Source organism: Streptomyces sp. B15 (assembly GCF_018070605.1).
In the GTDB taxonomy this organism is placed as follows: Bacteria; Actinomycetota; Actinomycetes; order Streptomycetales; family Streptomycetaceae; genus Streptomyces; species Streptomyces smyrnaeus.
Genome location: NZ_JAGPXJ010000001.1, coordinates 40,560 through 64,360, shown reverse-complemented (window position 1 = coordinate 64,360; position 23,801 = coordinate 40,560). Strand labels below are relative to the sequence as shown.

Below are 23,801 nucleotides of genomic sequence, written 5' to 3'. Positions count from 1 at the left end.
GGAGGCGCAAAACCGGCGACCAGTGCGGTCCCAGTGGCCGCAGTAGAGCACGTCGCTCATGCGGCCACCCCCGCTCCTCCGAGGGGGAGCGGCTGCACCCGCCAGGTGACCTCGGCGGCCGGGAGCAGAGCGGCCCCGGGCGTGTGTGTGGTCCATCCCGAGCGGGGCGCACCCTCGGCTTCGGCTGCGGATTCGGCGGCCTCCAAGGTGGCGTGCACACTGTGCAGCTGCCCTTGGTGGAAGAGGACGTAGACGCGGTCGGCCTGGGCGCTGTGCTTCCTGGTGATGCGCAGCAGCGTCCGCAGCGCCTGCCGGTCCTCGGTGTCGAGCAGGGACTGGGCACGCAGGGCTTCCAGCTCACCCTCAAGCCGGGCGGCATCCGCCCGGCTGCGGGCGAGCGCGCCACGCAGCTCTTCGACGACCAGTTCGGCCCGGATTGCGGAGTCGGCGCTGTGCCGACTTTCCGCCCGGCGCTGCTCAGCTTCCTCGCGGGCGGCGGCAGCCGCCGATTCCGCCTCCGAGAGACCGGAGCGCAGGGCGTTCAGGGTGCGGGCGCGGACGAGGGTGATCATGCCGACGCTCCTTCCAAGGCGGGGGTCGTCTCGGTCTCGCGCAGTTCCTGGTAGCGGGTGGAGACCCAGCCGACCGACCAGCCGCACAGCTCGGCCGCCTGACGCACCGAAAGCCCAGCGGCGAATGCGGCCTGCACGGTGTGGCGGGCCTGCTGCTCGGGCTGCTTCTCGACTGCGGGGCCGGCCGCCAGCAGGGCGGCGCGTTCACGCTCGGCCCGCTCCTGCCGCTCGGCAGCCTCACGGCGTTCACGCTCGGCTCGCTCCCGCGCCGCCTGTTCACGGCGCTGGGCCTCCTCGCGCTCACGGCGTTCACGCTCGATCCGGGCCTGTTCACGCTCCCGCTGCTGGCGTTCACGCTCCTGCTCCTCGGCCCGGCGCTGGGCTTCCTCGCGTTCGCGTTCCTCGCGCCGCGCCCGCTCCTCGCGCTCGGCCTGCTCGCGCGCCATCCGGGCCTCGTGCTCACGCTGTTCACGCGCCAGCATGGCCGTGTGCTCGCGTTCCTCGCGGGCCTGCCGTGCGGCGGCCTCACGCCGCTGTGTGGCCGCCTGCTCCCGCTCGGCCTGCTCGGCCCGGCGCTGGGCCTCCAGCGCGGTCACAGCGGCGGTGATGGCCCGGCGGTAGGCCAGACCGGTCTCGGCGGTCACGATCAGCAGCAGCGGCGCCACCGCATGGACGGCGACGCCCACCAGGTCCTTTTTCAGGGCCGAGTCGGCGACGTTGAGCGCGAGGGTCATGCCGCCGGTCATCCAGCGCAGCACCACCGGCCAGCGGCCACCCTGGCCGCCCAGGCGGGCCAGCACCGCGTCCAGCCGGACGACGATGACCACCGCAGCGTCCACCACCAGCGGCAGAATCGGCGCCGTCCAGTCCCACTCATCCGGTGTGTGGGCCGCAGCGAGCGGGGTGACCGTGAGGATCGAGTAGAGCATCGCCCCGGCCACGATCAGCCACGTCCCGACCGACAACGCGCGTTCCGCTGAACGGACGTGAGTGCCGTTCACGCGACCACCCCCGAGCATGAACGCACCCGGATGGCGGCGATCAGCACCACCGGCGACGCGGCATCATCCGGGTCCTGGCGGTCCTCCACCCACGTCCATCCAGCGCCCGGAACCGGCTCGAACCCCAGCAGGTTGAACGCTTCGATCCGGTCGGTGAACGTCGGCGGCTGGGTCTGCTCGAACCGGTACTCCGGCCACGGGGCGGTGGTGTTGTACCGGACGACATACAGCCGCCAGGTGCCATCGGGGACGTTGGACATCTGCGCGGTGAACGTCTCCGCCATCAGGCCACCTCCGGCGCGCTGCACTGGTTGGCCAGGTCCCGCCGGGCGACCAGCAGTCGGCGCCGGGCCCGGCGGAGACGCTGACCGTCCACCTCGCTCGGCGTGCGGTCCAGCACAGCGATCTGCGCGTCCAGCAACTCCACCTCAGCGGCGATGACGGGCATCTCGGCCTCAATGGCGTCCAGCTCGGCAGCCGAAGGACCGTCATCACCACCGCGCACCACGGTCAGGTGTCGGACAGTACGGTTCGTCATGGGTCGTATTCCTTCCGGGTTCGACGGCCCAACAGCGGCCCCGGTGGTGCCACACCGGGGCCGCGCCGTCGCAGGGGAATGGCCGACGCAATGGCGTCAGCCCGGCTCGCCGGGAGGCAGCCTGGTGCCCCGGCCGGGAGTCGAACCCGGCCTGCGACCGTCGGGGCTGTGTAGAAATGAGAACCGGCACCCGGCTGTCCCCGACCGCGCCTCCGATATGTGGGGTGTGTGGGCAGGGACAGCCGCTGCGGCTACAGGGAGCCGCCGGGAGTGCGCTGGTCCGGCGGGGTCTTCTCTTCCTGGCCGTCGGGGACGCGCTCGTGCTGCGGCTCGGGCTCAGCCATTGCCACGCACCTGCGCGTCCTGCTCGGACCGCTCGTTGGCCTCGCGTACCTGACGCGACAGCTCCTCCCGCTCCTCGTCGGTCAGGTGCGTGAGTGCTCGGCTGATGGACTTCACGCAGCCTCACCCGCCCGGGCCCGCAGAACGTGGTGCAGCCGGTCCGCCAGAACCCGCGTAGGCAGCGGGCCGCGGGTGCAGCCCAGCCGTCCCATCGCCACGGCGAGAGTGCGGGCCGCCGCCGCCCGGTCCGTGCCATGCAGGCGACGGGCGTAGCGGGCCAGGAACCCGGCGACGTCGATCCGCGGCGGGAGTCCGCCGCGCAGCATGCCGGCCATCAGTCCCTCCGACGCTCGCCGCAGCAGCACATCCACCGGGGTGGCGACTCGCTTGCTCCCGGACGCGGGAGCAGCAATGATCGAGGACACAGGTGCCTCCTATTCAGGTGCCTGTCTCTCCGTCGCCCGAAGTTGCAGCTTCGGGCGACGTCTTTTTGTGAAGCCCTTCCGGCTCCCCTCAGCCCCGCCCGTACGCGACCGCGTAGCACGCGGCCCCGGACGGGCGGAGGAGGCAACCGGCCGCGGTGAAGGCCGCGGACTAGGGAGAGGCGGACCGGGTCGTCCTTCGGCGCCGTCGGCCGGTCCATCACGGCGGCGCCCTGGTATGTCGTCGGTACACACCGACCTCCCGCAGATCGCAGGGACACGGCTTCACCGGCGCCCCGTTGCCACGGCGCACCGGTCCCGAGCCGGGAGATTCGGGTGCGTCATCGTCGCTGCTCTGACGCCAGCAGGGCGGCGCGCACCAGGTGGCACCCAAGGGGCTGACCTCCAGTGATGAAGGGATGATCCCGATGGGTGTTCTCCAGAGCTGGCACGCGGACAGGACAGGTTCGCCTGCCACGAAGTGGCCGCCGGCGGCCATCACCCGGGCCGTTGCGGGGGACGGGGACCACGCCCCGTCCTCTGAGGTCACTGTGGAGTTTTCAACGAACAGACGCTTCCTTCGGACCCGTTTCACGGGGCCCTCCGGGCGTTGCCCGCGCCAGCGGTGCAGGCGGATCGCTCCGCCTGCGCTCATCTGGTGCGCACCAGTAGAATGCAACTGGTGCGCACCAGAGTCAAGCGGCTTCACCGATTCGAGCGGAGGCCGTCCGCCCTGGTGCACTTCCAGAAGACCGCTCAGCGCAGGGGTGCCGGTAGCCAACAGCTCTTAACTTCGTTGCTGTTAACCCCTGTTGACCTGCGGGAATGTGAGGCATGCTGAGAAAGTCAGTGAGGGGATTCGATGCCTGGCGGTGCCCTGTGAGCACAGGACTGAAGAAGGCACGTGCTGCCCGTGGCTGGTCGCAGGACCGACTGGTTCGCGAGATCGAGCTGCACGCCCGACGGCACGTCACCGACGTTGCGTCCACGGCGAGTTTGCGTGTGTACGTGTCGGAGTGGGAGAACGACAAGCGCACGCTCTCGGATCGCTATGCGGCGATCCTGCGGCAGCTTCTCGGCGTCACAGACGCAGAGTTGCGTGGGGACGGCGCGCCCGCACCTGGGCCTGCAACGGCCGACGGCTACGACGAACTACTCAGCAGGATCGACTCAGCCAGCAGCGTCAGCGAGTCGATGGTGAAGGCGTTCAACGACCAGACCGAACTCCTGCGGACCATGGACAGGGAGAGGGGCGCAGCCGGGCTGGTAGACCAGATGGCTGGACATCTCTCAGCCTTGGAAGACGCCCTCAACTTCGCCGTCCTGCCCAGCACGCGTCGACCTGTTGCCCTTGCACTGGCGGGAGCGTCGACGCTTGCCGCTTGGCAGGCAATCGACGCGGGAGCGGTGGAACGCGCTTGGCGGCACTACGAGCTTGCGAAGCGGGCGGCGCGCGACGCGGAAGAGCCCATGTACCTGGCTCACGCAATGGGGGAGCAGGCATACGTTCTGTGCGAGGCTGGCCGGCCGTCGCTTGGTCTGGACTTGGTGCGCGACGCCCAACGGACCCTCGGCCAGGCTGGATCACCTCGCCTTCGAGCCTGGTTGCACGCGGCTGAGGCGGAACTGTGTGCTCATGCGGGCCTACCGGACGACTGCCAACGGGCCCTTGACCGTGCCGCAGCGAGCATTCCGCCTGGCCCCGACGCTCGGGATCCCGACATGCTGAGCATCTTCCTCAACGGCGCTCACCTGGCCCGGTGGCGCGGCAACGTTCTGGCCCTCCTGGGCGACACTGAAGCCGTGACCAGCCTGTACGGGGCCCTAGACGTGGTTGATCCGACTTTTGTCCGGGCCCAGGCCGGGCTACACGCTGACCTCGCGCAGGCGCACCTGGTGCGAGCCGAGTACGACGATGCCGATGCTCACCTGCGGAAGGCACGGCTGTTGGCGAACCGTACGGGCTCGGTTCGCCAACGACGCCGTATCGACCAGCTCAGCGCGCGGGTGTAAGCCCGTACCTGCCGCGATTCGCCAAAATGTGCAGTAGGGCAACGAGCGTCCCGGAGCCCATCAGTTCGCCGCGGGACATCAGCCCGGGGATGTCCGCCAGCGGCACCCATTCGATGTGGCCCGCTTCCTCAAGGTCCGTGGGTGAGCCCACCTGCTCGGCTCCATGGCCGACGAAAATCTCGTGAGGCGAGTCGACCATGCCGACCATGGGCTGATAGGTGACGACGTGCTCCAGCTCCTTGGGCTGCCAGCCGGTTTCCTCCACGACTTCCCGCAGCGCTGTATCGGCAGGGTCTTCCCCCTCGTCAACGATGCCGCCGGGCAGCTCCCAACCCCACTGCTGCGGGACGAAGCGGTACCGCCACATCATCAGCACGCGGTCCTGGTCATCCAGAATCGCCGTGATGGCGACGTGGTGGAGCTTGACCACGTGATGCTCGAAGCGCTCCATGCCGGGCGGCTCCACGTCCCAGAGTTGGAGCTTGACCCATCGGTTGTCGTAAAGGTCCCGCTCACCGTGGATGCGCCATGGTTCCAGCCCCTCGGGCGGCGCGACGCTCACGGCGCCGGGTACCCGGTAGGAGCTCCTGCCTCGAACCTCCAAGGAACCCTCCGAGACGAGCCGTGCCAGCACTTGCCGAAGCGCAGTCCGACCGATGCCGAGCTCTTCCACGAGAGTTCGTTCGGAGGGCAGCTTGTCGCCGGCGCGGAACTCGCCGGAGGCGAGCCGCGCGCGAAGCGTCTCGTAGACCTTGGCCGTCTTCGGTCCCATCCGCGGAGCACTCTCCGTTCTGAAGTGGTGCATACCAGCGTACCGAGCCGGGGGCCTGCTACTGCTGGCGGTCTTCATCGGCCGAACCTCCAAATCCGAGGGGCTGTGGGCCAGTGGCGGGCCACGGTGCGCACTCCACGACTCCGGCGAGGAAGAAGCCGCAGCTCAGAGCGCGAAATGCCACTTCGGCCGCATCGCTCTTGAAAACCGTAGAGGTGGCAACACCTCCGTGGGTTCAAATCCCACCGCCTCCGCACTGGCGATAGCACCGCAGGATCACTGCGGGCAGCGCGAACGCCGCAACAGAGAAGCAGCAGTAGCAGCAAAGAAGCAGCAGAGTAGGGGCGCCACGCCGCAGCGTGGCGCCCCTACTCGTGGTTTTCGCGCCCTGTCGACCGGTGCGCTCTCGGGCCATGAGAAAAGCAGACAGAACGTGTCTGGTTTCGGGGGCAGGCTGGCCGCTCGGCCATGAGCGCGGAGCGGAGGAGAGTGCGGTGCGCGGGGAGCTGGTGGTACGCGGGGGGCGGGAGAACAACCTGCGAGGGGTGACGCTACGGGTGCCGTCGGGACGGCTGACGGTGGTGACGGGGGTGTCCGGCTCGGGGAAGTCGTCGCTGGTCTTCGACACCCTGGCGGTGGAGTCGCAGCGGCAGCTGAACGAGGTCTTCCCGTGGTTCCTGCGGAACCGGTTGCCGCGGTTCGAGCGGCCGAAGTTCGAGTTCGTGGAGAATCTGACGCCCGCGATCATCGTGGACCAGAAGCCGGTCGGCGGTGGGGCCCGGTCGACCGTGGGAACGATGACCGAGGTCAATCCGGTGCTGCGGGTGCTGTTCTCGCGCTGTGGTGAGCCCAGCGCGGGGCTCTCGAACATGTACTCGTTCAACGATCCGCAGGGCATGTGCCCGGGCTGCCAGGGTCTTGGGCGGACGGTGCGGCTGGATCCGGACAAGCTGCTGGACGAGTCGAAGTCGCTCAACGAGGGCGCGATCCGGCACCCGGCCTTCGCGGTGGGGACGAACTACTGGAAGCGCTATGCGGAGGTCACGCGGTACGACGGCGCCGCCACCCCCGTCTGGGAGGACGCCGAGCTGCTGTTCGCCCCGGACAAGCCGCTGCGCGACTACTCGCCGGACGAGCGTGAGCTGCTGCTGTACGGCGGCGGATTCCGGACCCAGCGGCCGCACCGTCCGCACGGCGACGACGCGCCGCCGTCCATCGCGGTGAACGACTACGAGGGGCTGGTGCCCCGCTTCACCCGCCGTTTCATCAAACCCGGGCTCGAATCGCTGAGCGAGCGGGACCGCAAGCACGCCGAGCGGGTGGTGAGTGAGGGCGTGTGCCCGGACTGTCAGGGCGCGCGGCTGAACGAGCGCGCCCTGACCTCCCGTATCGAAGGGCAGTCGCTGGCTGACCTGTGCACCTGGGAGATCCGGGAGTTGGTGGGGTGGCTGGCGGACGCCAAGGTGGCGCGCGACCCCGTGGGCGGGCCCGCTGTGGCGGCCGCATCGGCAGCCCTGCGGCGGATCGACGCGGTGGGGCTGGGCTATCTGACGCTGGACAGGCCCACCCGGACGCTGTCGGGCGGCGAGGGGCAGCGGCTGAAGACGGTACGGCATCTGGGCAGCAGCTTCACCGGCATGACGTATCTGTTCGACGAGCCCAGCGTCGGACTGCACGCCCGCGACGTCGACCGACTCGGCGGGCTGTTGCGGGCGCTGTGCGACAAGGGCAACACCGTGGTGATCGTCGAACACGACCGGGACGTGATCGCGCTGGCCGACCATGTGATCGACATGGGGCCGGGCGCCGGCGCGCACGGCGGGGAGATCGTGTTCGAGGGCAGCGTGGAGCGGTTGGAGCGGAGTGGAACGCTCACGGGGGAGCATTTCCGTACCCGTAAGGGCCTCAAGCCTTCGGCGCGGCGCAGAACGCCCACGGGGGTGCTGCCCGTGCGGGGCGCTTCCCTGCACAACCTGCGCCAGGTGAGCGCGGACATCCCGGCCGGAGTGCTGACCGCGGTGACGGGGGTGGCAGGGTCCGGCAAGAGCACCCTGGTGACGGGTGTCTTCGCCGACGCGTATCCCGAAGCGATCGTTCTCGATCAGTCGGCGGTCGGTATCTCGCCCCGCTCGACCCCTGCGACGTATACGGAAACCTGGGAGCCGATCCGGCGGATGTTCGCCCGGGCACACGGTGTGGAACCGGGACTGTTCAGCTTCAACTCCACCGGCGCCTGCCCCGGCTGCCAGGGGCGCGGCACGGTCACCATGGACATGGCGTTCATGGACCCGGTGACCACCGTGTGCGAGGTGTGCGAGGGGCGGCGCTTCCGGGAGGACGTTCTCTCGTACCGGATGGCGGGCAAGAACGTCGTCGACCTGCTGGCGATGACGGTCGACGAGGCGCTGGAACACTTCGCCGACCAGGCCGACCAGGCCGACCAGGCCGACCAGGCCGACCAGGCCGACCAGGCCGGAGGGGCCGGCCAGGGGGCTCGGGTCGTACGGCGCAGACTGGGTCCGCTGAGCGAGGTCGGCCTGGGATATCTGACGCTCGGGCGACCGCTTTCGCATCTGTCCGGTGGTGAACGCCAGCGGATCAAGCTTGCTCATCGACTGCACGAGACCGGCAGCATCTATGTCTTCGACGAGCCCACCACCGGACTGCACATGGCCGACGTGGAGGCACTGCTGGCGCTGCTCGACCGGCTGGTGGACGCGGGCAACACGGTCGTCGTGGTCGAACACGACCTGGATGTGGTCAAGCACGCCGACCATGTGATCGACATCGGTCCGGAAGCGGGCGCGAACGGCGGGCAGGTCGTCTTCGCCGGGTCGCCCGAAGAACTGGCGCGGACCGCCGACACCCATACGGCGGAGTATCTGCGGCGCGCCCTGCCCGAGTGACGGCCACGCCAGCAGGGGAGCGGACGAGCCGTCCCGGCAGCGATCGGGTCGGCTTGATGGGAGGGGCAGTGACCGGGTGACGACCCGCCGGGTGATGAGTTCCGCCGTGCCGGATGGTCCGTATCCACGGAGGCTGTTGTCTACGAGCGCCTTACGGGGCCTACGGGACCTTCGGGACCTTGCGGTGCCTACGAGGCCTTGCGGAGTGCCTAGGGGCCCCTACGAGTGCCTGCAGGACTCCACGGGCGGCTCGGATGTGCGGGCGGCAGCGTGGGTCTGCGGAGCAGGAGGCGAGCGATATGACGGACGGTGGGAACAGCGCGCCGGGCACGGGCATCGGGGCCGGTCCGGGAGGGGGCGCGGACGCGCCCGTCGATCTGCGCCCCGCGGCGCGCCGCACGGCGGCCCTCGTGACCCGGGTGGAGGACGCCCAGCTCGACGGCCCCACCCCCTGCACGGAGTTCGCCGTACGCGACCTGCTGCGGCACATCGGGAACCTCGCTGTGGGGCTGCAGTACACGGCGCGCAAGGAGTTGGGGGAGGTCACCGCAGCCGCGCCGGGCAGTGCGGGGGATCAGCCCCTGCCGGACGACTGGCGCGAGCGACTGCCGCACCAGCTCGCCGATCTGGCGGTCGCCTGGTCGGCACCGGGCGCCTGGACGGGCACCACCCAGGCGGGCGGTTTCACCCTGACGGGTACGGAGGGCGGTCTGGTCACGCTGGACGAACTCGTCGTGCACGGCTGGGATCTGGCGCGGGCCACCGGTCAGCACTACGACGTGGACGAGGAGAGTCTGCGGGCAGTCCACGGCTTCCTGGCGGGCGCTGTCGAGGAGGACGGGGAACAAGGGATCTTCGGGCAGATCGTCCATGTCGCCAAGGACGCTCCACTGCTCGACCAGGTGGTGGGCCTCGCCGGCCGGGACCCGGGGTGGCACGCTACCGCCGCGTGACGCCTCCGGCTACGCCCCGCATCCCTTCCGCCCGCCCCGCGGGCAGCCCTCGGGCCGCCCGCGGGGGCGCGACCACGGTCTACCCCGGGGCGAGCCGTCCCGCGTGGCGGGCCGCTGAGGCGACGGTCGAGCGGGCCTCCTGCTCCGGCAGGCCGAGGGCGAGGGCCGCCCGGATCAAGGGCTCCGCAAGGCTGTCGCCCCGGCCGTTCTCGTAGGCCCGGCAGGCGGCCCAGAACAGCCGTGCGTTGCGCTGGCCCACTGGTGCGCCCCGGACGAAGCGCACCAGCGCGGCGCCGTCGTCCGATCCGCCCGGCCCCTGAGAGCCGCTTCTCCCTCCCGTCGCGGCCCTGCCGCCCGGCCTGTCGTCGCGCTCCAGGGGAGGCGGCAGCAGCAGAGCGAGCAGCGCCGGGGGCACGGGTGCGGGCGGCATGGTTCCCCGGCCGGGGGCGAGCCGGTAGGTGCCGCCTGTGGTGACGGAGCCCGGCCCGACGAGATAGCCGCCCGTGCCGCGTACATCGATACCGGGGGCCAGCCGTCCCACCGAGTTGGGTACCGCTGTGTCGGCCGGGCCGCGCAGCCACAGATGGCGGCCTCCGCTGGGAGTGAGCACCGTGGTGGTCGCCGGAACCACGAAGCCGTGTGCGGCGGCGAGCCGTTCGAGGGCGCCCAGCGGGTCGATGCCGTGCTTCACGTCGAGATCGAGCCCGAGAAGGTGCAGCGGCGGGCGGCCGCAGGCGATTCCGTAACCGGTGGCCCACGGCGCGGCGGCGAAGAGGGCGCGCACCCGGGCGGGTTCGGACGTGGCGTCGTACACGCCGTGACCGAGCAGTCCGCACTCGCCGCGACAGGGGCGCTCCGGGGGCGCCGTGGATTCGTCCGGGCGGCCCGGTGGGGGGTGGCCCGGGGTGGCGGGGGAGCGCGGGGCGGCGTGCGGCAGACCGTGTGCGCGGTGCGGCGAGCGCAGAGCCGGGAGCTTGGTGCGGGAGAGCGGCAGCACGGCGAGTCCCCGTTCGGCGGCGGCCAGTGCGTGCGCGAGAGCGAGGGAGCCCATCCCTCCAGCGTCGTACGGCAGTTCGGAGCCGAAAAGGCCCTGAGGGGCTCGTCTTTTCCTCGTGTCGCACCCGCGTTTCCCCGTATCGCACGCGCGCGTGAGCGCGGTCGTGAGTGCGGTGGTGCGGCGGACGGGGAGTGAAGGGTGGAAAGGGTGGCGTTGGGGGCGTACGGGAGGTTTATCGACACGTCGTCATACGTGCGGGGGAAAGATGCGGCCTGGGCGAATCCGTGCCCGTCGCCTTGGGCAACTCTGGACCCGCGACGTCGCAAGCGAAGCCGGAGGCAGCAGGCCAACTGTCTGCGGCAGCAACGCACTTCCGGTGCAGCGTCCCTCGGGGCGCACTTACCATTCCTGGAGGAATGAACATGGCACGCATCCGTACCGCCCGCGTCATCGCGGCCACCGCCGCCCTTCCGTTCGCTGTCGCCGTCATGTCCGGCGTGGCACAGGCGGACAACGGCTCCCTCGCGGACGACGGATCGAACTCCAACGCGAGCTCCAGCGCTCAGGTGCAGGGCGCGGTGGGCAACGGGAACAACACCAACAACGCCAACAACGCCACCGTCAACGGAAACGGCGCTGTCGTGAACCAGGTCAACGAGACGCACAACGAGACCGCCACCATCGTCTTCCGCAACCTGTGGTGACCGGCCGGCCGACGGCCGGGAGCTGACGGGAGACGGCCGGACGAACTGACGGAAGACGGACAGACGGGTCAACCGGCCCGAAGGGCCGGACGCTCATGGGGATGGGCTGAGGCCGTGGGCCCGCGACGCTGTGGGGGGGGGCCCACGGTCGTCTCTGCGTCTTTGCCGCGCGGCCGCTGGCACTGCCGGCTGTTGGTACCGCCGACCGGTGGCGCCGCCGACTGTCGACGCCACCGGCTGTTGACACTGCTCTGAAGCTGACGGACAGTCAGATAATGCGTCCTGTCCTGAAGGAGCCACAGCACCGCTTCCGCGCCGGATCGCGCGCGTACGTCTGCGCGTCGGTGCCCCGGCCCGTACGGCTGAACAAAGCCGCAGCAGCCCGGTTCGACATGTCCGGTGGCGGAGTGCGCGAGGTTCCACTGGAGAGCGGCGCCACGATGCGGCTCGGCATGCGGCGGGCGCGGCGGTGAGCGCCGGGAACGGTGCCGGGGCACGGGCGGTGCCCGGTGAGAGGGAGACCGATGAGCCCGACGCGCTGTACGAGCGGCTGTGCGCGTACGCGGGCCGACCGGCGGCTGCCTCGGCGCCCGGCCGGGACCCGGTCAACGAGCCGATGATCCGGCACTGGTGCGAGGCGCTGGGCCACCCCGTACCGCCCGACGGCTCGGCGCCCGCGACGATGCTCCAGGTCTGGACGATGGCCGGTCTCGCGGGGCCTGACTCCGGCCGTTCGGGGGCGTACGGAGAACTGCTCGCCACGCTGGACGGTGCGGGCTACAGCTCGGTCGTCGCGAGCGACTGCGAACAGGAATACATGCGTCCGTTGCGTCCCGGGGACGAGATCACCTTCGACGCGGTGATCGACTCCGTCTCCCCCCGCAAGACGACCAAGCTGGGCACCGGCTACTTCGTGACGACACGGATGGAGGTGCGGGTCGGTCCCGCACTCGCCGGAACGCACCGCTTCCGGATCCTCAAGTACCGCCCGGCGCGGCGTCGGACGGGCGCATCGGGCTCCGCCGCCGACAGGGCACGGGAAAGCCGGCCGGAGAGGCCGCAGGGGATGCCGCTGCGGCCCCGGCCCGTCGTCAACCGGGACAACGCGGGCTTCTGGGAAGGCGTCCAGCGGCACCAGCTCCTCTTCCAGCGCTGCGCGACGTGCGCGGTTCCGCGCTTCCCGTGGCTGCCCGGCTGCAACGCCTGCGGATCCGCCGAGTGGCGGGCCGTCGCGGCCTCCGGACACGGCACCGTCTATTCGTACGTCGTCATGCACCACCCGCCCTTCCCGGCCTTCGACCCGCCGTACGCGGTGGCGTTGGTCGAGCTCGACGAAGGGGTGCGGGTCATCAGCAACGTGACCGGGGTGCGCCACGACCAGGTGCGGATCGGGATGCCGGTCGAGCTGGAGTTCCTGCGGGTGGACGACGACCTGGAGCTGCCCGTCTTCCGTGGAGCGGCCCGATCCACCTGACCGGCAAGCGTCGTCGAAGGGAGGCAGGAGTTCCGATGTCACACACCGACGCTCGTTCACGCACTCCGGCCATGCCGTCGGCGGGGCCGGAGGAGGGCGACCAGTTGCCGCCGTTGGAGATCCCGGTGACCCGCACCCTCATCGTCTCCGGCGCCCTGGCCTCGCGGGACTTCCAGGACGTGCACCACGACACCGAGGAGGCACACCACAAGGGCTCCCCCGACATCTTCATGAACATCCTGACGACCAACGGACTGGTGGGCAGGTACGTCGTCGGATGGGCGGGTCCGTACGCCGTGCTGCGCAAGGTCGCCGTCCGCCTGGGGGCGCCCAACTATCCGGGCGACACCATGGCACTGTCCGGACACGTCACCGCAGTCACGCCTCCGGCCCCTGACGCACCGGAGGGCGAAGGCGCCACTGTCGAGATCGTCGTACGGGGCACCAACCGGCTCGGTGACCACGTCACCGGCACGGTCACCGTCACCCTCCGGGAGTCCCCGACCGGGCAGCAGGACGCTCCCCCGTCGGCCCGTACACCGAAGCGGACAGCCGATCATGCGGCCGAGCGGGAAGCCGAGCCGGGAGGTGGCACCGCATGAGCCTCCGGAAGGCCGACGCTCTCGGCGGCCGTGCTGCCGTCGTCGGCATCGGTGCGACAGAGTTCTCCAAGGACTCGGGGCGCAGCGAGCTGAAGCTCGCCGTGGAAGCCGTGCGGGCGGCCCTGGAGGACGCCGGACTGGCGCCGGGCGACGTGGACGGCATGGTCACCTTCACCATGGACACCAGTCCCGAGATCACCGTCGCGCAGGCGGCGGGGATCGGGGAGCTGTCGTTCTTCTCACGGGTGCACTACGGGGGCGGTGCGGCCTGTGCGACCGTGCAGCAGGCAGCGCTGGCGGTCGCCTGCGGCCTGGCGGAGACGGTCGTGTGCTACCGGGCCTTCAACGAGCGCTCCGGGCGGCGCTTCGGTTCGGGTGTGCAGCAGCGCGAGCCGTCGGCGGAGGGCGCGGCGCTCGGCTGGTCGCTGCCGTTCGGGCTGCTGACACCCGCCTCCTGGGTCGCCATGGCGGCCCAGCGCTATCTGCACACCTACGGTCTGCCGCCCGAGGTCTTCGGGCACGTCGCGGTGGCGGACAGGAAGTACGCGGCCACCAACCCGGCCGCCTACTTCTACGGCAAGCCGCTCACCCTGGCCGAGCACGCCGCCTCACGCTGGATCGTGGAGCCGCTGCGGCTGCTGGACTGCTGCCAGGAGACGGACGGCGGCCAGGCGCTGGTCGTCACCTCTGCCGAACGCGCCCGCGACCTGCCGCACCGGCCCGCCCTGATCACGGCCGCCGCACAGGGCGCCGGCCGGGGCCAGGAGCAGATGACGGGCTTCTACCGCGACGACCTGACCGGACTGCCCGAGATGGGCGTCGTGGCGCGGCAGCTGTGGCGCACCAGCGGGCTGGGGCCGCGGGACATCGACGTGGCCGTGCTGTACGACCACTTCACACCGTTCGTGCTGATGCAGCTGGAGGAGTTCGGCTTCTGTGCGCGTGGCACAGGAGCGGACTTCGTCGCTGCGGGGTCCCTGCCGCTCAACCCGCACGGCGGGCAGCTGGGGGAAGCGTATCTGCACGGCATGAACGGCATCGCCGAGGCGGTGCGCCAGCTACGCGGTACTGCCGTCAACCAGGTTGACGACTGTGCGCGAGTGCTCGTCACGGCGGGCACCGGCGTACCGACGTCCGGGCTGCTGCTGACCCGTTGAGCATCGGGCAGATGGCTGAACCCCGGCATGCGGTGGGCGTGTCTGACCGGCTCGACGGGTCTCGGCTCGTTCACTCGGCCCATGGCGACCAAAAATCAGATGATGAGACGGGCGGCCCTGTTGTCGGCCGCGCTCGCCACCGTGCTCACCGGGGGCGCTGTCCCCGCCTCCGGTGTGGAACCCACCCCTCCCGGCCCGGCCACCAGCCGTCCCGCGACGGACACCCCGGACGGCACCTCCCCGGCCGACGGCACCACAGCGCCGACGGGTGACGCTCCGCCCCCGGGCGAGCCGGCCCACCCGGGCGGGCCCGCCACCTCGACCGGTGACCCCGGCGGTGATCCGACCGGCGGTCCCACCGGCGAGCCTGGGGGTGCGAGAGGGATGACCGACCCGGCCGCACCCGACGCGCCTGCCGACCCGGCCGCACCCGGCTCCGCAGGTGTACCGGGGGACCAGCCGTCGCTCGTGCGGGGCGACCCCCGCGACTTCGGGGCGCACATCTTCCAGGGCAACGCCTTCGACACCTGCCAGGCCCCCTCGGCGGCCACCATGCGGGCGTGGCACGGGACCTCGCCGTTCGGTGCCGTCGGTGTCTACATCGGCGGCCGTGGCAGGGCGTGCCCGAAGCAGAAGCATCTGAGCCCGGACTGGGTGCGCAGCGTCGACCAGCAGGGCTGGAAGCTGCTGCCGATCTACGTCGGCTCCCAGTCCCCCTGCGTCATCGCCAAGAACAAGCGCAAGGTCCGGATGTCCAGCAAGGACCCCTACGGGCAGGGCAAGCGGGAGGGCCTGGACGCGGTACGCCAGGCGCAGCATCTCGGGATGGGCAAGAGCAGCGCCGTCTACCTCGACATGGAGGCGTACCGGTACAAGCGCAAGAGCTGCGCCGACACCACGCTGCGCTTCATCCAGGGCTGGAACAGCGCGGTGCGCGCCCAGGGGTACGTCGCCGGCTACTACAGCAGCGCCAACTACGGCATCGCGCACCTGGAGAAGGCCCGAGCGGCGGGGGCGCGGGGACTGCCCACGGCCGTGTGGTTCGCCCGCTGGCGGACGCGGCCGTCGGTGGACGGGGAGAAGAATCTGCATCCCCGGGCATGGCAGCCGCACCGCCGCATCCACCAGCACACGGGCAATGTGAAGCGCACCTACGGCGGGCACACGGTGCACATCGACCAGAACCTCGTGGATGCCCCGGTGGCGGTCGTCGGATGAAGCCTCCAGGCGCACCCTGATCCGCCTGGTGGATGCTCTCCACCTTCAGGAGGTGTAGTTAGCACCACCACTACACCCTGAGGCGGACTCGGCATCGGGACCTTGGGGCGATCCGGGGAAGCCGGGCGACTCATAGCGTGGATGCCATGACCACGCCTGGGACAGTTCGGACTCCCCGGACCACCAATGCGAAGCACGCGCGGTCCCTTGCGATGCAGCCAGGCTCCGGGGGACAGCCACTGACGTTCACCTCCTATGTGCGGGCCAGGGGGCCGGTGCTGCTGCGCACGGCCCGCTCCCTGACCGCCAACCCCAGCGACGCCGAGGACCTGCTCCAGACGGCGCTGACCAAGACCTATCTGGCCTGGGAGCGAATAGAGGACCACCGCGCGCTGGACGGCTACGTCCGCCGGGCGCTGGTCAACACCCGCACCTCGCAGTGGCGCAGGCGCAAGGTGGACGAGTTCTCCTGCGAGGAGTTGCCGGAGCCCGACCCGCTGCCCGCCCCCGACCCCGCCGAGCAGCAGGCCGTACGGGACGCCATGTGGCGTGCCGTGCTCAAGCTGCCCGCCCGGCAGCGCGCCATGGTGGTGCTGCGCTACTACGAGGACCTGAGCGAGATCCAGACGGCCGAGGTGCTCGGGGTCTCCGTCGGCACGGTCAAGAGCGCCGTCTCGCGTGCCCTGGCCAAGCTGCGGGAGGACCCGCAGCTGGCAGCGGACGTCCGCGCGGACGCCCCCGTGGACGGACGTGCGGACGGGCGCGTGGACGGACGCGGGGCGGGGCACGGCTCCCTGGACCAGGAGCCCCTGGCGGCCTGAGGGCGCTGTTGTCGCTGTCGACGTCGACGGCGCCGTCGTGTACGGCACCGGATCGGCGGCGGGGCGGGGCGGGGCGGGGCGGGTCCGGAGCCGGGCCAGAGCGATGACCGGCCGGATCGGCCGGGCACCGGGCGAGGAGAGGGAGTGGGGGCGGACCGGGCAAGGGTCGGTCACGGATCGGGCCAGCAGCGGACAACTATCGGGTACGGATCGGGACAGGACCCCGTGACATACCGAGCGGTCGGTGGCAGGCTTCCGCGAAACCGGCGCATTACCCGTGCGTACGACCGCACCTGCGCGTGACCGCTCCCGGCGGGCACGCCCGTGCGTGACCGCACGCGGCATGCGTCTGCTCCGCGTATCCACCGCTCAAGGGGAGGCCCCGGTGCTGAGCACGATGCAGGACGACGTACCGCTGACCATCTCGCGCATCCTGCGCCACGGGATGACCGTTCACGGGGACGCGCGGATCACCACGTGGACAGGCGAGGCGGAGCCGCACCGCACCACGTTCCGTGCGACCGGCGAGCGCGCCGCACAGCTCGCGCACGCCCTCCGCGACGAGCTGGGCACAGGCGCGGAGGACCGGGTCGCCACACTCATGTGGAACAACTCGTCCCATGTCGAGGCGTACTTCGCGATCCCCTCCATGGGCGCCGTACTCCACACCCTCAATCTGCGGCTGCCCGCCGAACAGCTCGTCTTCATCGTCAACCACGCGGCCGATCGCGTCATCCTCGTCAACGGCACCCTGCTGCCCCTGCTGGCGCCGCTGCTGCCCCGTCTGCAGACGGTCGAGCACGTCGTCGTCGTCGGCCCGGGCGACACCTCGGTGCTGGAGGGCTGCACCCCACAGGTGCACGAGTACGAGCAACTGCTGGCCGGGCGCCCCACCTCCTACGACTGGCCTGAGCTGGACGAGCGCGCCGCAGCGGCCATGTGCTACACCTCCGGCACCACCGGTGACCCCAAGGGTGTCGTCTACTCGCACCGCTCGGTCTATCTGCACTCCATGCAGGTCAACATGGCCGAGTCGATGGGCCTGACCACCGCCGACACCACGCTTCCGGTCGTCCCGATGTTCCATGTGAACGCCTGGGGACTGCCGCACGCCGTCTTCATGACCGGCGTCAGCATGCTGATGCCCGACCGCTTCCTGCAGCCCGCGCCGCTCGCCGAGATGATCGCGGCCGAACGGCCCACCCACGCCGCCGCCGTCCCCGTCATCTGGCAGGGCCTGCTGGAGGAGCTGGCCGCCACCCCGCGCGACATCTCCAGCCTCAAGACCGTCACCATCGGCGGCTCCGCCTGCCCACCGAGCATGATGCGGGCCTTCGAGGACCTGCACGGTGTACGGGTCTGCCACGCCTGGGGGATGACCGAGACCTCCCCGCTGGGCAGCCTCGCCCACCCGCCCGGTGGCCTCACCCCGGAGGAGGAGTGGCCGTACCGGATCACCCAGGGCCGCTTCCCCGCCGGTGTGGAGGCCCGGCTGGCGGCCCCGGGCGGCGGCTTCGCACCCTGGGACGGCGCCTCGCCGGGCGAACTGGAGGTGCGCGGCCCGTGGATCGCCGCCGCCTACTTCGGCGGGGTGGGCGAGGAGCCGCTGCTCCCCGAGGAGAAGTTCAGCCCGGACGGCTGGCTGCGCACCGGCGATGTCGGCGTCATCAGTCCGGACGGCTATCTGACGCTCACCGACCGCGCCAAGGACGTCATCAAGTCCGGCGGCGAGTGGATCTCCTCCGTCGAGCTGGAGAACGCGCTGATGGCGCACGAGGCGGTCGCGGAGGCCGCCGTCGTCGCCGTCACCGACGAGAAGTGGGGAGAGCGCCCGCTGGCCGGCGTCGTCTTCAAGGAGGGCCACGACCCCGTCCCCTACGAGGAACTGCGCACCTTCCTCGGCAAGACCATCGCCCGCTGGCAGCTCCCCGAGCGCTGGGTCACCCTCGACGTCGTACCGAAGACGAGCGTGGGGAAGTTCGACAAGAAGGTACTGCGCCGCCAGTACGCGGCGGGCGAGCTGGAGGTGACCAAGCTGGGCTGAAACCGACGCGCCGCTGCCGGAACGCGGGAGCCGCGCCTTTGCCGGACACGGGAGCCGTGCCTGCTCCGGAGGCGTGGTCGGTGCCATGAGGCCTTGGGCCTGGAGGCTCCGGCACCGCCGGGCGCGGCCCTGGGGCGCCCCCGGGCGCGGCCCTAGCGCCCTGGGTTCGCCCCGGGCGCGGCTGCGGGCTCGGCCGCGCGTTCCGGCGGCCGGTCAGTGTGCGCCGATCTTCGTCAGCAGGTCGACGATCCGCGACTGCACCTCCGGACTGGTGGACCGCTCGGCCAGGAACAGCACCGTCTCGCCCGAAGCCAGCCGCGGCAGTTCGCCGGGGTCCAGGTCGGCCGAGGTGTAGACGACGAACGGGGTGCGGTTGAGCATCCCGTTCACCCGCAGCCAGTCGATGATCCCGGCGCGCCGCCGCCGTACCTGCATCAGGTCCATCACGACGAGGTTCGGCCGGATCTGGCCGGCCACATGCACCGCCTCCGAGTCCGTCGGCGCGTGCGCGACCTGCATACCGCGCCGCTCCAGGGTCGCCGCGAGTGCCGCGGCGATCGCCTGCTGCTCCTCGACCAGCAGCACCCTGGGCGGATGCTGCTCGCTGTCGCGCGGGGCCAGTGCCTTCAGCAGCACAGCGGGATCGGCACCGTAGGCGGCCTCGCGGGTGGCCTGCCCCAGCCCCGCAGTCACCAGTACGGGTACCTCGGCCGCGACCGCCGCCGTCCGCAGCGACTGCAGCGCCGTCCTGGTGATCGGCCCCGTCAGCGGGTCGACGAACAGCGCGGCGGGGTAGGCCGCGATCTGCGCGTCCACCTCCTCGCGCGAGTGCACCAGTACGGGACGGTAGCCGCGTTCGGAGAGCGCCTGCTGGGTGGAGACGTCCGGCTCCGGCCAGACCAGCAACCGCCGCGGGTTGTCGAGCGGCTCGGGCGGCAGCTCGTCGTCCATGGCGTGCGGCGGCACACCGAAGCCCCGCCCGTCCGTCATCTCCACGGGACTGTCCGGCCCGTCCAGCGGCTCCGGCCCCTCGGTCACCTCGGTACCCGGTGCGCCGCCGGACGAACCGACGGTGAACTCCTGAGGACCGGGCCGAGGCATGGGCATCGGCCCCGGCATCGGACCGGGCTGCCCGGCCCCCTGCCCCTGTCCGGGCCCCTGCCCGGGTCCCTGTTCCTGGCCGGGTGGCTGTCGTAGCGCCGGGGGCTGCGCCTGCGAGCGGGGGGCCGCATCCGGTGCGGGACCGGCCCCGGGCAACTGCCCCGGGGCCTGGCCGGCTACCGGTCCCGGCAGCTGCCCCGGCGGATTCCCTGCGGCTCCGTGCTGAGCGCCCTGGTCCGCCTGCCCGGGCCCGGCAGTCCACGGCTGAGCCTGTCCGGGCGCGGTCGCCATCGGTGAGCCGGGCTGCGGCCGACCGGTGGGGGCTGCCCCCGGCGGAGCGGCCTGCTCCGCCGGGATCGCACCGTGCCCGACCTGCCCCGGTGCGGAACCGGACTGTCCGTCCCGTCCGCCCTGTGACCCGGTGTGCGGGGCCTCGGCCGACTGGGCGGTGTCGCTCCGGGGCGGACCGGAAGGCGCGCCGCCCTGCGCCCGCTCCTCCGGCGTCGCCAGCTTCCGGCGACGGCCGGAGCCGGGAGGCGGTGCCGCTCCCGCCGGAGCAGCCGGAGTGGGCGGATTGCCGGTGGCGGACGGTGTGGAAGGGCTGGAGGGGGTGGACGGTATGGCGGAAGTGGCCGACGGTGTCGTGGACTGCGCCGGAGGCCACTGCTGAGCGGCAGCCGTCTGCTCCGCCATCCGCTCGGCGAACGGCACACCCTGCCCCAGCGTTCGTACGCGAGGGCCGGGTTCGGCGCCGTACGGGCCGGAGGGCGCGTCCTGCCGACCTGGCTGGCCGGGCTGTCCGGCCTGCCCGTGCTGTTCCTGCCGGCTCTGCTGTTCCTGCCGGCCCTGCTGACTCTGTGGTGCCTGTGTCTGTGTCTGTGGCTGTTGCAGAGCTCCGCCGCCCAGGATCGGACTGGCGGCGACGACGGAGGAATCCCCCCGCTGCGGGGGGCCGCTCTCCTGTTGCGCCTCGGGGGCGCCCGCGTCCGTGTTCGCGCCCCCCTCGGAGGTCGCGGGCGGCATCCCGCCTGGCATGGCACTGCTCGCGGCCTGTGCGGCGTACGGGTCGTAGACCGGGTCCGACGGGGCGGCTTGCTCCGCCTCCGCCGACGAAGGGCCCTCCTGCGAGGGAGCGGGTGGGAGGGCGAACGGCGCGTGGTGCGGGCCCTGCTGGGCCGCGGCCTCCGCCTGCGCCCGCGCGCGGGCGGCCGCGATGCGCCGTGCCCGGCGTCCTCCCCCGGCAGGCGTCAGCTCCAGACCACCGGAGGCCTCCCCGACCTCCCCGGGCTGTCCGCTCTCCGCGCCGCCCGCTTCCTGCTGACTCGGTACCTGCGCCGCCAGGCCGTCCTGAGCTGTCTCCGCGTCCGGAGACGGGGGCGCGGAGGAGTGCCCGGAGGTGTGTGGGTCCTCCGCGCGCTCGCCCAGCGCGCGTCGCGCACGCCGACCCGAGCCCTGCGCGGGCACGGTCGCGGGCACGCCTTCTCCTGAGCTTTCCGAGCCGCCTGTTCCGCCCGAGGGGAGTTCGAGAGCACCGGACGCGGTACGGGCGCCGGGCTGTCCGCCGACGGCCGCCTGCTCGTGCTGCTCGGCCGGGCTCGGCCGTCCACGCCGTCGCCCGGTGGGCCGGGGCATGGCCGCAGCGTCCTCGTACGCGCCTTCTCCGTACTGGGCCTGCTGGTACGGGGCTCCCTGTGCGGGGACCGGGGCGATCGGACGGCCGTGCGGCGCGGCCGACGGGTGCTCCGCGGGCAGCGGGGCCGGATGCGTACCGGCTCCCGGCTGTTCGCTTCCCGCGGTAGGGCGCGCGGGGCCCAGCGCACGCGGTCCCGCTTCATGCCGAGCCTGGCCACCACCGTCACTGTGACCGCCACCGTCACTGTGACCGCCACCGTCACCGTGACCGCCATGGGGGCCGTCACCGTCACCGTGGCCACCACCGGTGCCGGTGGCCGCGGACGGTCCCGGCCCCAGTTCGAAGCTCTGCCGAGGGTCGGGCACCGGAGCGAGCGCGCCCGCCGACTGCCGTGGGTCCGCCACCGGCTCCAGAGCGGTCGCCGACACACCCTCGCCGGTGCCCTGCCCGCGCTCCGCACCCCCGGCCTGCCGTGTTTGCTGCGTCTGCCCGGCCTGCTGTACCTGTCCGGCCTGTCCGGCCTGTCCGGCCGGGTCCGGGCCCGCGCCATGACCTCCGTCGCCGCTCTCCTGCGCGTGCCCCGCCGTCCCCCGCGCCGGGGCGGACGGCACCGGCATCACCGTCGTCTCGCCGCGCTCGGTACCGGGCACGACGCTCGGCACCCCGAAGGCCCCGTCCTCGCCGCCCTGCGAGCCGTTCCCGGGGGAGCGGCTGCCGCCCCGGGCGTGGCTCCCGCTCCGCCCGCGCGCGTGGCCGCCGCCCGTCGAGTCGCCACCGCTCGCCGCACGGCCACCTGTGGAGCGGCCCGCGCCGGTCGAACCGTCCCGGTCGTGCCGGCCCGAGCCGCCCGTGCCGTCGGCACCGATACCGCCGCCCGTGCCGTCGGCACCGATACCGCCGCCCATGGTGTCGGCACCGATGCCGCCGCCCGTGCTGTCCGTACCGCTGGTGTCGCCCGGGCCGGTCCTGCGGGCCCGGCTGCCGGACTGGCGCGTCGTGTTGCCGACCGCCTTCACCGGGACCTCCAGCACATACGCGCTGCCGCCCGCCGAGCCGGGCACCTCATGCGTCTGGAGAACGCCGCCGTGCCGGGTGACGATGCCGCGCACCAGCGGCTCGTGCACCCGGCTGCCGCCGCTGTGCGGGCCGCGCACCTCGACGCGTACGACCTCGCCGCGCTGGGCGGCGGCGACCACGATCGTCGGGTCGACGCCGGGCGGCGGCGCCGCGGTCGTACGACCCGTCGCGTCCACACCCGCCACATCCGCGATCAGATGCGCCAGCGCCACAGCGAGCCGTTCCGGGTCCACCTCGGCCTCGATGGGCGGCGCGTGCACGGCGAACTGGGCGCGCCCCGGGCCGATCAGCTCGGTGGCACCCTCGACACCGGCGGAGACCACCGCGTCCATCGGCACCGGCTCGGTCCGCAGCCGCTCCTGGCCGGTATCCAGCCGCTGGTAGCCGAGGACGTTGTCGACCAGCGTCGTCATCCGGGCGTAGCCCGCCGACAGATGGTGGAGGATCTGGTTCGCCTCCGGCCACAGCTGCGCCGCCGGGTCGGAGGTCAGCCCGGACAGCTCCTGGCGCAACTCCTCCAGCGGACCGCGCAGCGACTCCTCCAGTACGGCGCGCAACTGCGTCTGCCTGGCCGCTACGGCGTCGTACGGACGCCGGTCGGCGAACGTCAATACCGCGCCTACCAGCTGTTCGCCGTCCCGCACCGGTGCCGTCGTCATGTCGACCGGCACCGCCTGCCCGTCCTTCGCCCACAGCACCTGCCCGGCCCGCACCCGGTGCTTGCGGCCCGAGCGCAGGGTGTCGGCCAGCGGGGTCTCCTCGAACGGGAGGGGGCTGCCGTCGGGGCGTGAGTGGTGCACGAGGGGGTGCAACTGCCGGCCGCCGAGGTCGCTGGCGCGGTAGCCGAGGATCTGGGCCGCCGCCGGATTGACGAGCACCACCCGCCCCTCGGCGTCCACCCCTACGACGCCCTCCGAGGCGGCGCGCAGGATCATCTCCGTCTGACGCTGCTGCCGCGCCAGTTCGGCCTCGGTGTCCAGGGTGCCGGTCAGATCGCGTACGACGAGCATCAGCAGTTCGTCGCCCGTGTAACCGCCACCGCCCGGATGGTCGGCGAAGGCGGCCTCGAACGCGGAGGCGTACGGCGTCCTTCCGTCCTCGAGGTTGGCGCTGGTCACCTCGACCGGGAACTCGCTGCCGTCCGTACGCCGCGCCACCATCCGGGTCGGCTTCTGGCGGCCCTGCGTCTGTGCGGCCTCGTCCGGCCGCCGCATCGAGCCCGGGATGCGCTTCGAGTCGAACTCGGGCAGCAGGTCGAGCAGTCCACGCCCCACCAGCGCCGTGCCCGGCGTCTCGAAGGTCTCCAACGCGATGGCGTTGGCGTTCACCACTGTGCCGTTGCAGTTCACCAGGAGGAGCGCGTCGGGCAGTGCGTCGAGTATGGCGGCGAGGCGAGCAGCGCCTCGGGATGGCCTGCTGCTCACGGCGACAATTCCCTCCTGCTGACCTCAGGT

20 protein-coding genes are annotated in these 23,801 nt (G+C 71.9%); 11 read left to right on the top strand and 9 right to left on the bottom strand.

Features of this window, described 5'->3' with window-relative positions:
* Positions 1-56 precede the first annotated feature (56 nt).
* The 6 genes from KBY19_RS00315 to KBY19_RS00295 all read right to left on the bottom strand — a co-directional run bounded on the left by KBY19_RS00315 (position 57) and on the right by KBY19_RS00295 (position 2,878).
* Positions 57-572 (bottom strand): hypothetical protein, encoded by a 516-nt coding sequence (locus tag KBY19_RS00315; RefSeq protein ID WP_210964864.1) that lies wholly within the window; start codon positions 570-572, stop codon positions 57-59.
* Positions 569-1,573, bottom strand: a complete 1,005-nt coding sequence (locus KBY19_RS00310; RefSeq protein WP_210964863.1) for a DUF2637 domain-containing protein — start codon at positions 1,571-1,573, stop codon at positions 569-571. Before KBY19_RS00310 ends, KBY19_RS00315 begins: the two co-directional genes overlap by 4 nt.
* Positions 1,570-1,857 (bottom strand): DUF6303 family protein, encoded by a 288-nt coding sequence (locus tag KBY19_RS00305; protein ID WP_210964862.1) that lies wholly within the window; start codon positions 1,855-1,857, stop codon positions 1,570-1,572. Before KBY19_RS00305 ends, KBY19_RS00310 begins: the two co-directional genes overlap by 4 nt.
* On the bottom strand, positions 1,857-2,111 hold the full coding sequence (locus KBY19_RS00300) for a DUF6284 family protein (protein ID WP_210964861.1): 255 nt from the start codon (positions 2,109-2,111) through the stop codon (positions 1,857-1,859). Before KBY19_RS00300 ends, KBY19_RS00305 begins: the two co-directional genes overlap by 1 nt.
* A 336-nt stretch (positions 2,112-2,447) precedes the next feature.
* A complete protein-coding gene (locus tag KBY19_RS37140) occupies positions 2,448-2,570 on the bottom strand; it encodes a hypothetical protein (protein ID WP_282106770.1) in 123 nt (40 codons plus the stop codon).
* Entirely contained in the window at positions 2,567-2,878 is a 312-nt protein-coding gene (locus KBY19_RS00295; protein WP_210964860.1) for a hypothetical protein, read from the bottom strand. Before KBY19_RS00295 ends, KBY19_RS37140 begins: the two co-directional genes overlap by 4 nt.
* 999 nt (positions 2,879-3,877) lie before the next feature.
* Here KBY19_RS00295 and KBY19_RS00290 point away from each other — a divergent pair.
* Positions 3,878-4,888: an XRE family transcriptional regulator gene (locus KBY19_RS00290; RefSeq protein WP_210964930.1), complete on the top strand. Its 1,011-nt coding sequence runs from the start codon at positions 3,878-3,880 to the stop codon at positions 4,886-4,888.
* Here the strand turns inward: KBY19_RS00290 and KBY19_RS00285 are convergent.
* On the bottom strand, positions 4,872-5,660 hold the full coding sequence (locus KBY19_RS00285) for an NUDIX domain-containing protein (RefSeq protein ID WP_210964859.1): 789 nt from the start codon (positions 5,658-5,660) through the stop codon (positions 4,872-4,874). The two genes, KBY19_RS00290 and KBY19_RS00285, sit on opposite strands and share 17 nt — an antisense overlap.
* 494 nt (positions 5,661-6,154) lie before the next feature.
* Here KBY19_RS00285 and KBY19_RS00280 point away from each other — a divergent pair, with 494 nt between their 5' ends.
* Together KBY19_RS00280 and KBY19_RS00275 are read left to right on the top strand one after the other, a co-directional pair.
* Positions 6,155-8,566, top strand: a complete 2,412-nt coding sequence (locus tag KBY19_RS00280) for an excinuclease ABC subunit UvrA (RefSeq protein ID WP_307843409.1) — start codon at positions 6,155-6,157, stop codon at positions 8,564-8,566.
* A gap of 299 nt (positions 8,567-8,865) precedes the next feature.
* Positions 8,866-9,519, top strand: coding sequence for a TIGR03086 family metal-binding protein (locus KBY19_RS00275; protein WP_210955853.1), 654 nt, complete (start codon positions 8,866-8,868; stop codon positions 9,517-9,519).
* A 79-nt stretch (positions 9,520-9,598) separates the two neighbouring features.
* Here KBY19_RS00275 and KBY19_RS00270 read toward each other — a convergent pair whose 3' ends face one another.
* Entirely contained in the window at positions 9,599-10,570 is a 972-nt protein-coding gene (locus tag KBY19_RS00270; RefSeq protein ID WP_210955852.1) for a bifunctional DNA primase/polymerase, read from the bottom strand.
* Between the two features lie 368 nt (positions 10,571-10,938).
* Between KBY19_RS00270 and KBY19_RS00265 the strand changes: the two genes are divergently transcribed.
* From KBY19_RS00265 to KBY19_RS00230, 8 genes are all read left to right on the top strand, one after another.
* Complete coding sequence (locus KBY19_RS00265) at positions 10,939-11,220, top strand: hypothetical protein (RefSeq protein WP_099882605.1); 282 nt, start codon at positions 10,939-10,941, stop codon at positions 11,218-11,220.
* A 275-nt stretch (positions 11,221-11,495) separates the two neighbouring features.
* A complete protein-coding gene (locus KBY19_RS00260) occupies positions 11,496-11,693 on the top strand; it encodes a hypothetical protein (protein WP_210957333.1) in 198 nt (65 codons plus the stop codon).
* Between the two features lie 29 nt (positions 11,694-11,722).
* The gene (locus KBY19_RS00255) at positions 11,723-12,694 is read left to right on the top strand and encodes a bifunctional MaoC family dehydratase N-terminal/OB-fold nucleic acid binding domain-containing protein (protein WP_210964929.1); all 972 of its coding nucleotides are present in this window, start codon (positions 11,723-11,725) and stop codon (positions 12,692-12,694) included.
* Positions 12,695-12,729: 35 nt separating this feature from the next.
* Positions 12,730-13,296 carry a MaoC family dehydratase gene (locus KBY19_RS00250; protein WP_307843408.1) on the top strand — a complete coding sequence of 189 codons (567 nt, stop codon included), beginning with the start codon at positions 12,730-12,732 and terminating at the stop codon, positions 13,294-13,296.
* A complete protein-coding gene (locus KBY19_RS00245; protein WP_210964857.1) occupies positions 13,293-14,453 on the top strand; it encodes a lipid-transfer protein in 1,161 nt (386 codons plus the stop codon). Before KBY19_RS00250 ends, KBY19_RS00245 begins: the two co-directional genes overlap by 4 nt.
* Before the next feature lie 81 nt (positions 14,454-14,534).
* The gene (locus KBY19_RS37135) at positions 14,535-15,671 is read left to right on the top strand and encodes a glycoside hydrolase domain-containing protein (protein ID WP_282106769.1); all 1,137 of its coding nucleotides are present in this window, start codon (positions 14,535-14,537) and stop codon (positions 15,669-15,671) included.
* Between the two features lie 212 nt (positions 15,672-15,883).
* Positions 15,884-16,492, top strand: coding sequence for a SigE family RNA polymerase sigma factor (locus KBY19_RS00235; protein WP_247690447.1), 609 nt, complete (start codon positions 15,884-15,886; stop codon positions 16,490-16,492).
* Positions 16,493-16,877: 385 nt separating this feature from the next.
* Entirely contained in the window at positions 16,878-18,536 is a 1,659-nt protein-coding gene (locus KBY19_RS00230; protein WP_099882599.1) for a long-chain fatty acid--CoA ligase, read from the top strand.
* A gap of 213 nt (positions 18,537-18,749) precedes the next feature.
* On the opposite strand, the gene KBY19_RS00225 is transcribed toward KBY19_RS00230, so the two are convergent.
* The gene (locus tag KBY19_RS00225; protein WP_210964856.1) at positions 18,750-23,771 is read right to left on the bottom strand and encodes a PAS domain-containing protein; all 5,022 of its coding nucleotides are present in this window, start codon (positions 23,769-23,771) and stop codon (positions 18,750-18,752) included.
* Positions 23,772-23,801 lie beyond the last annotated feature (30 nt).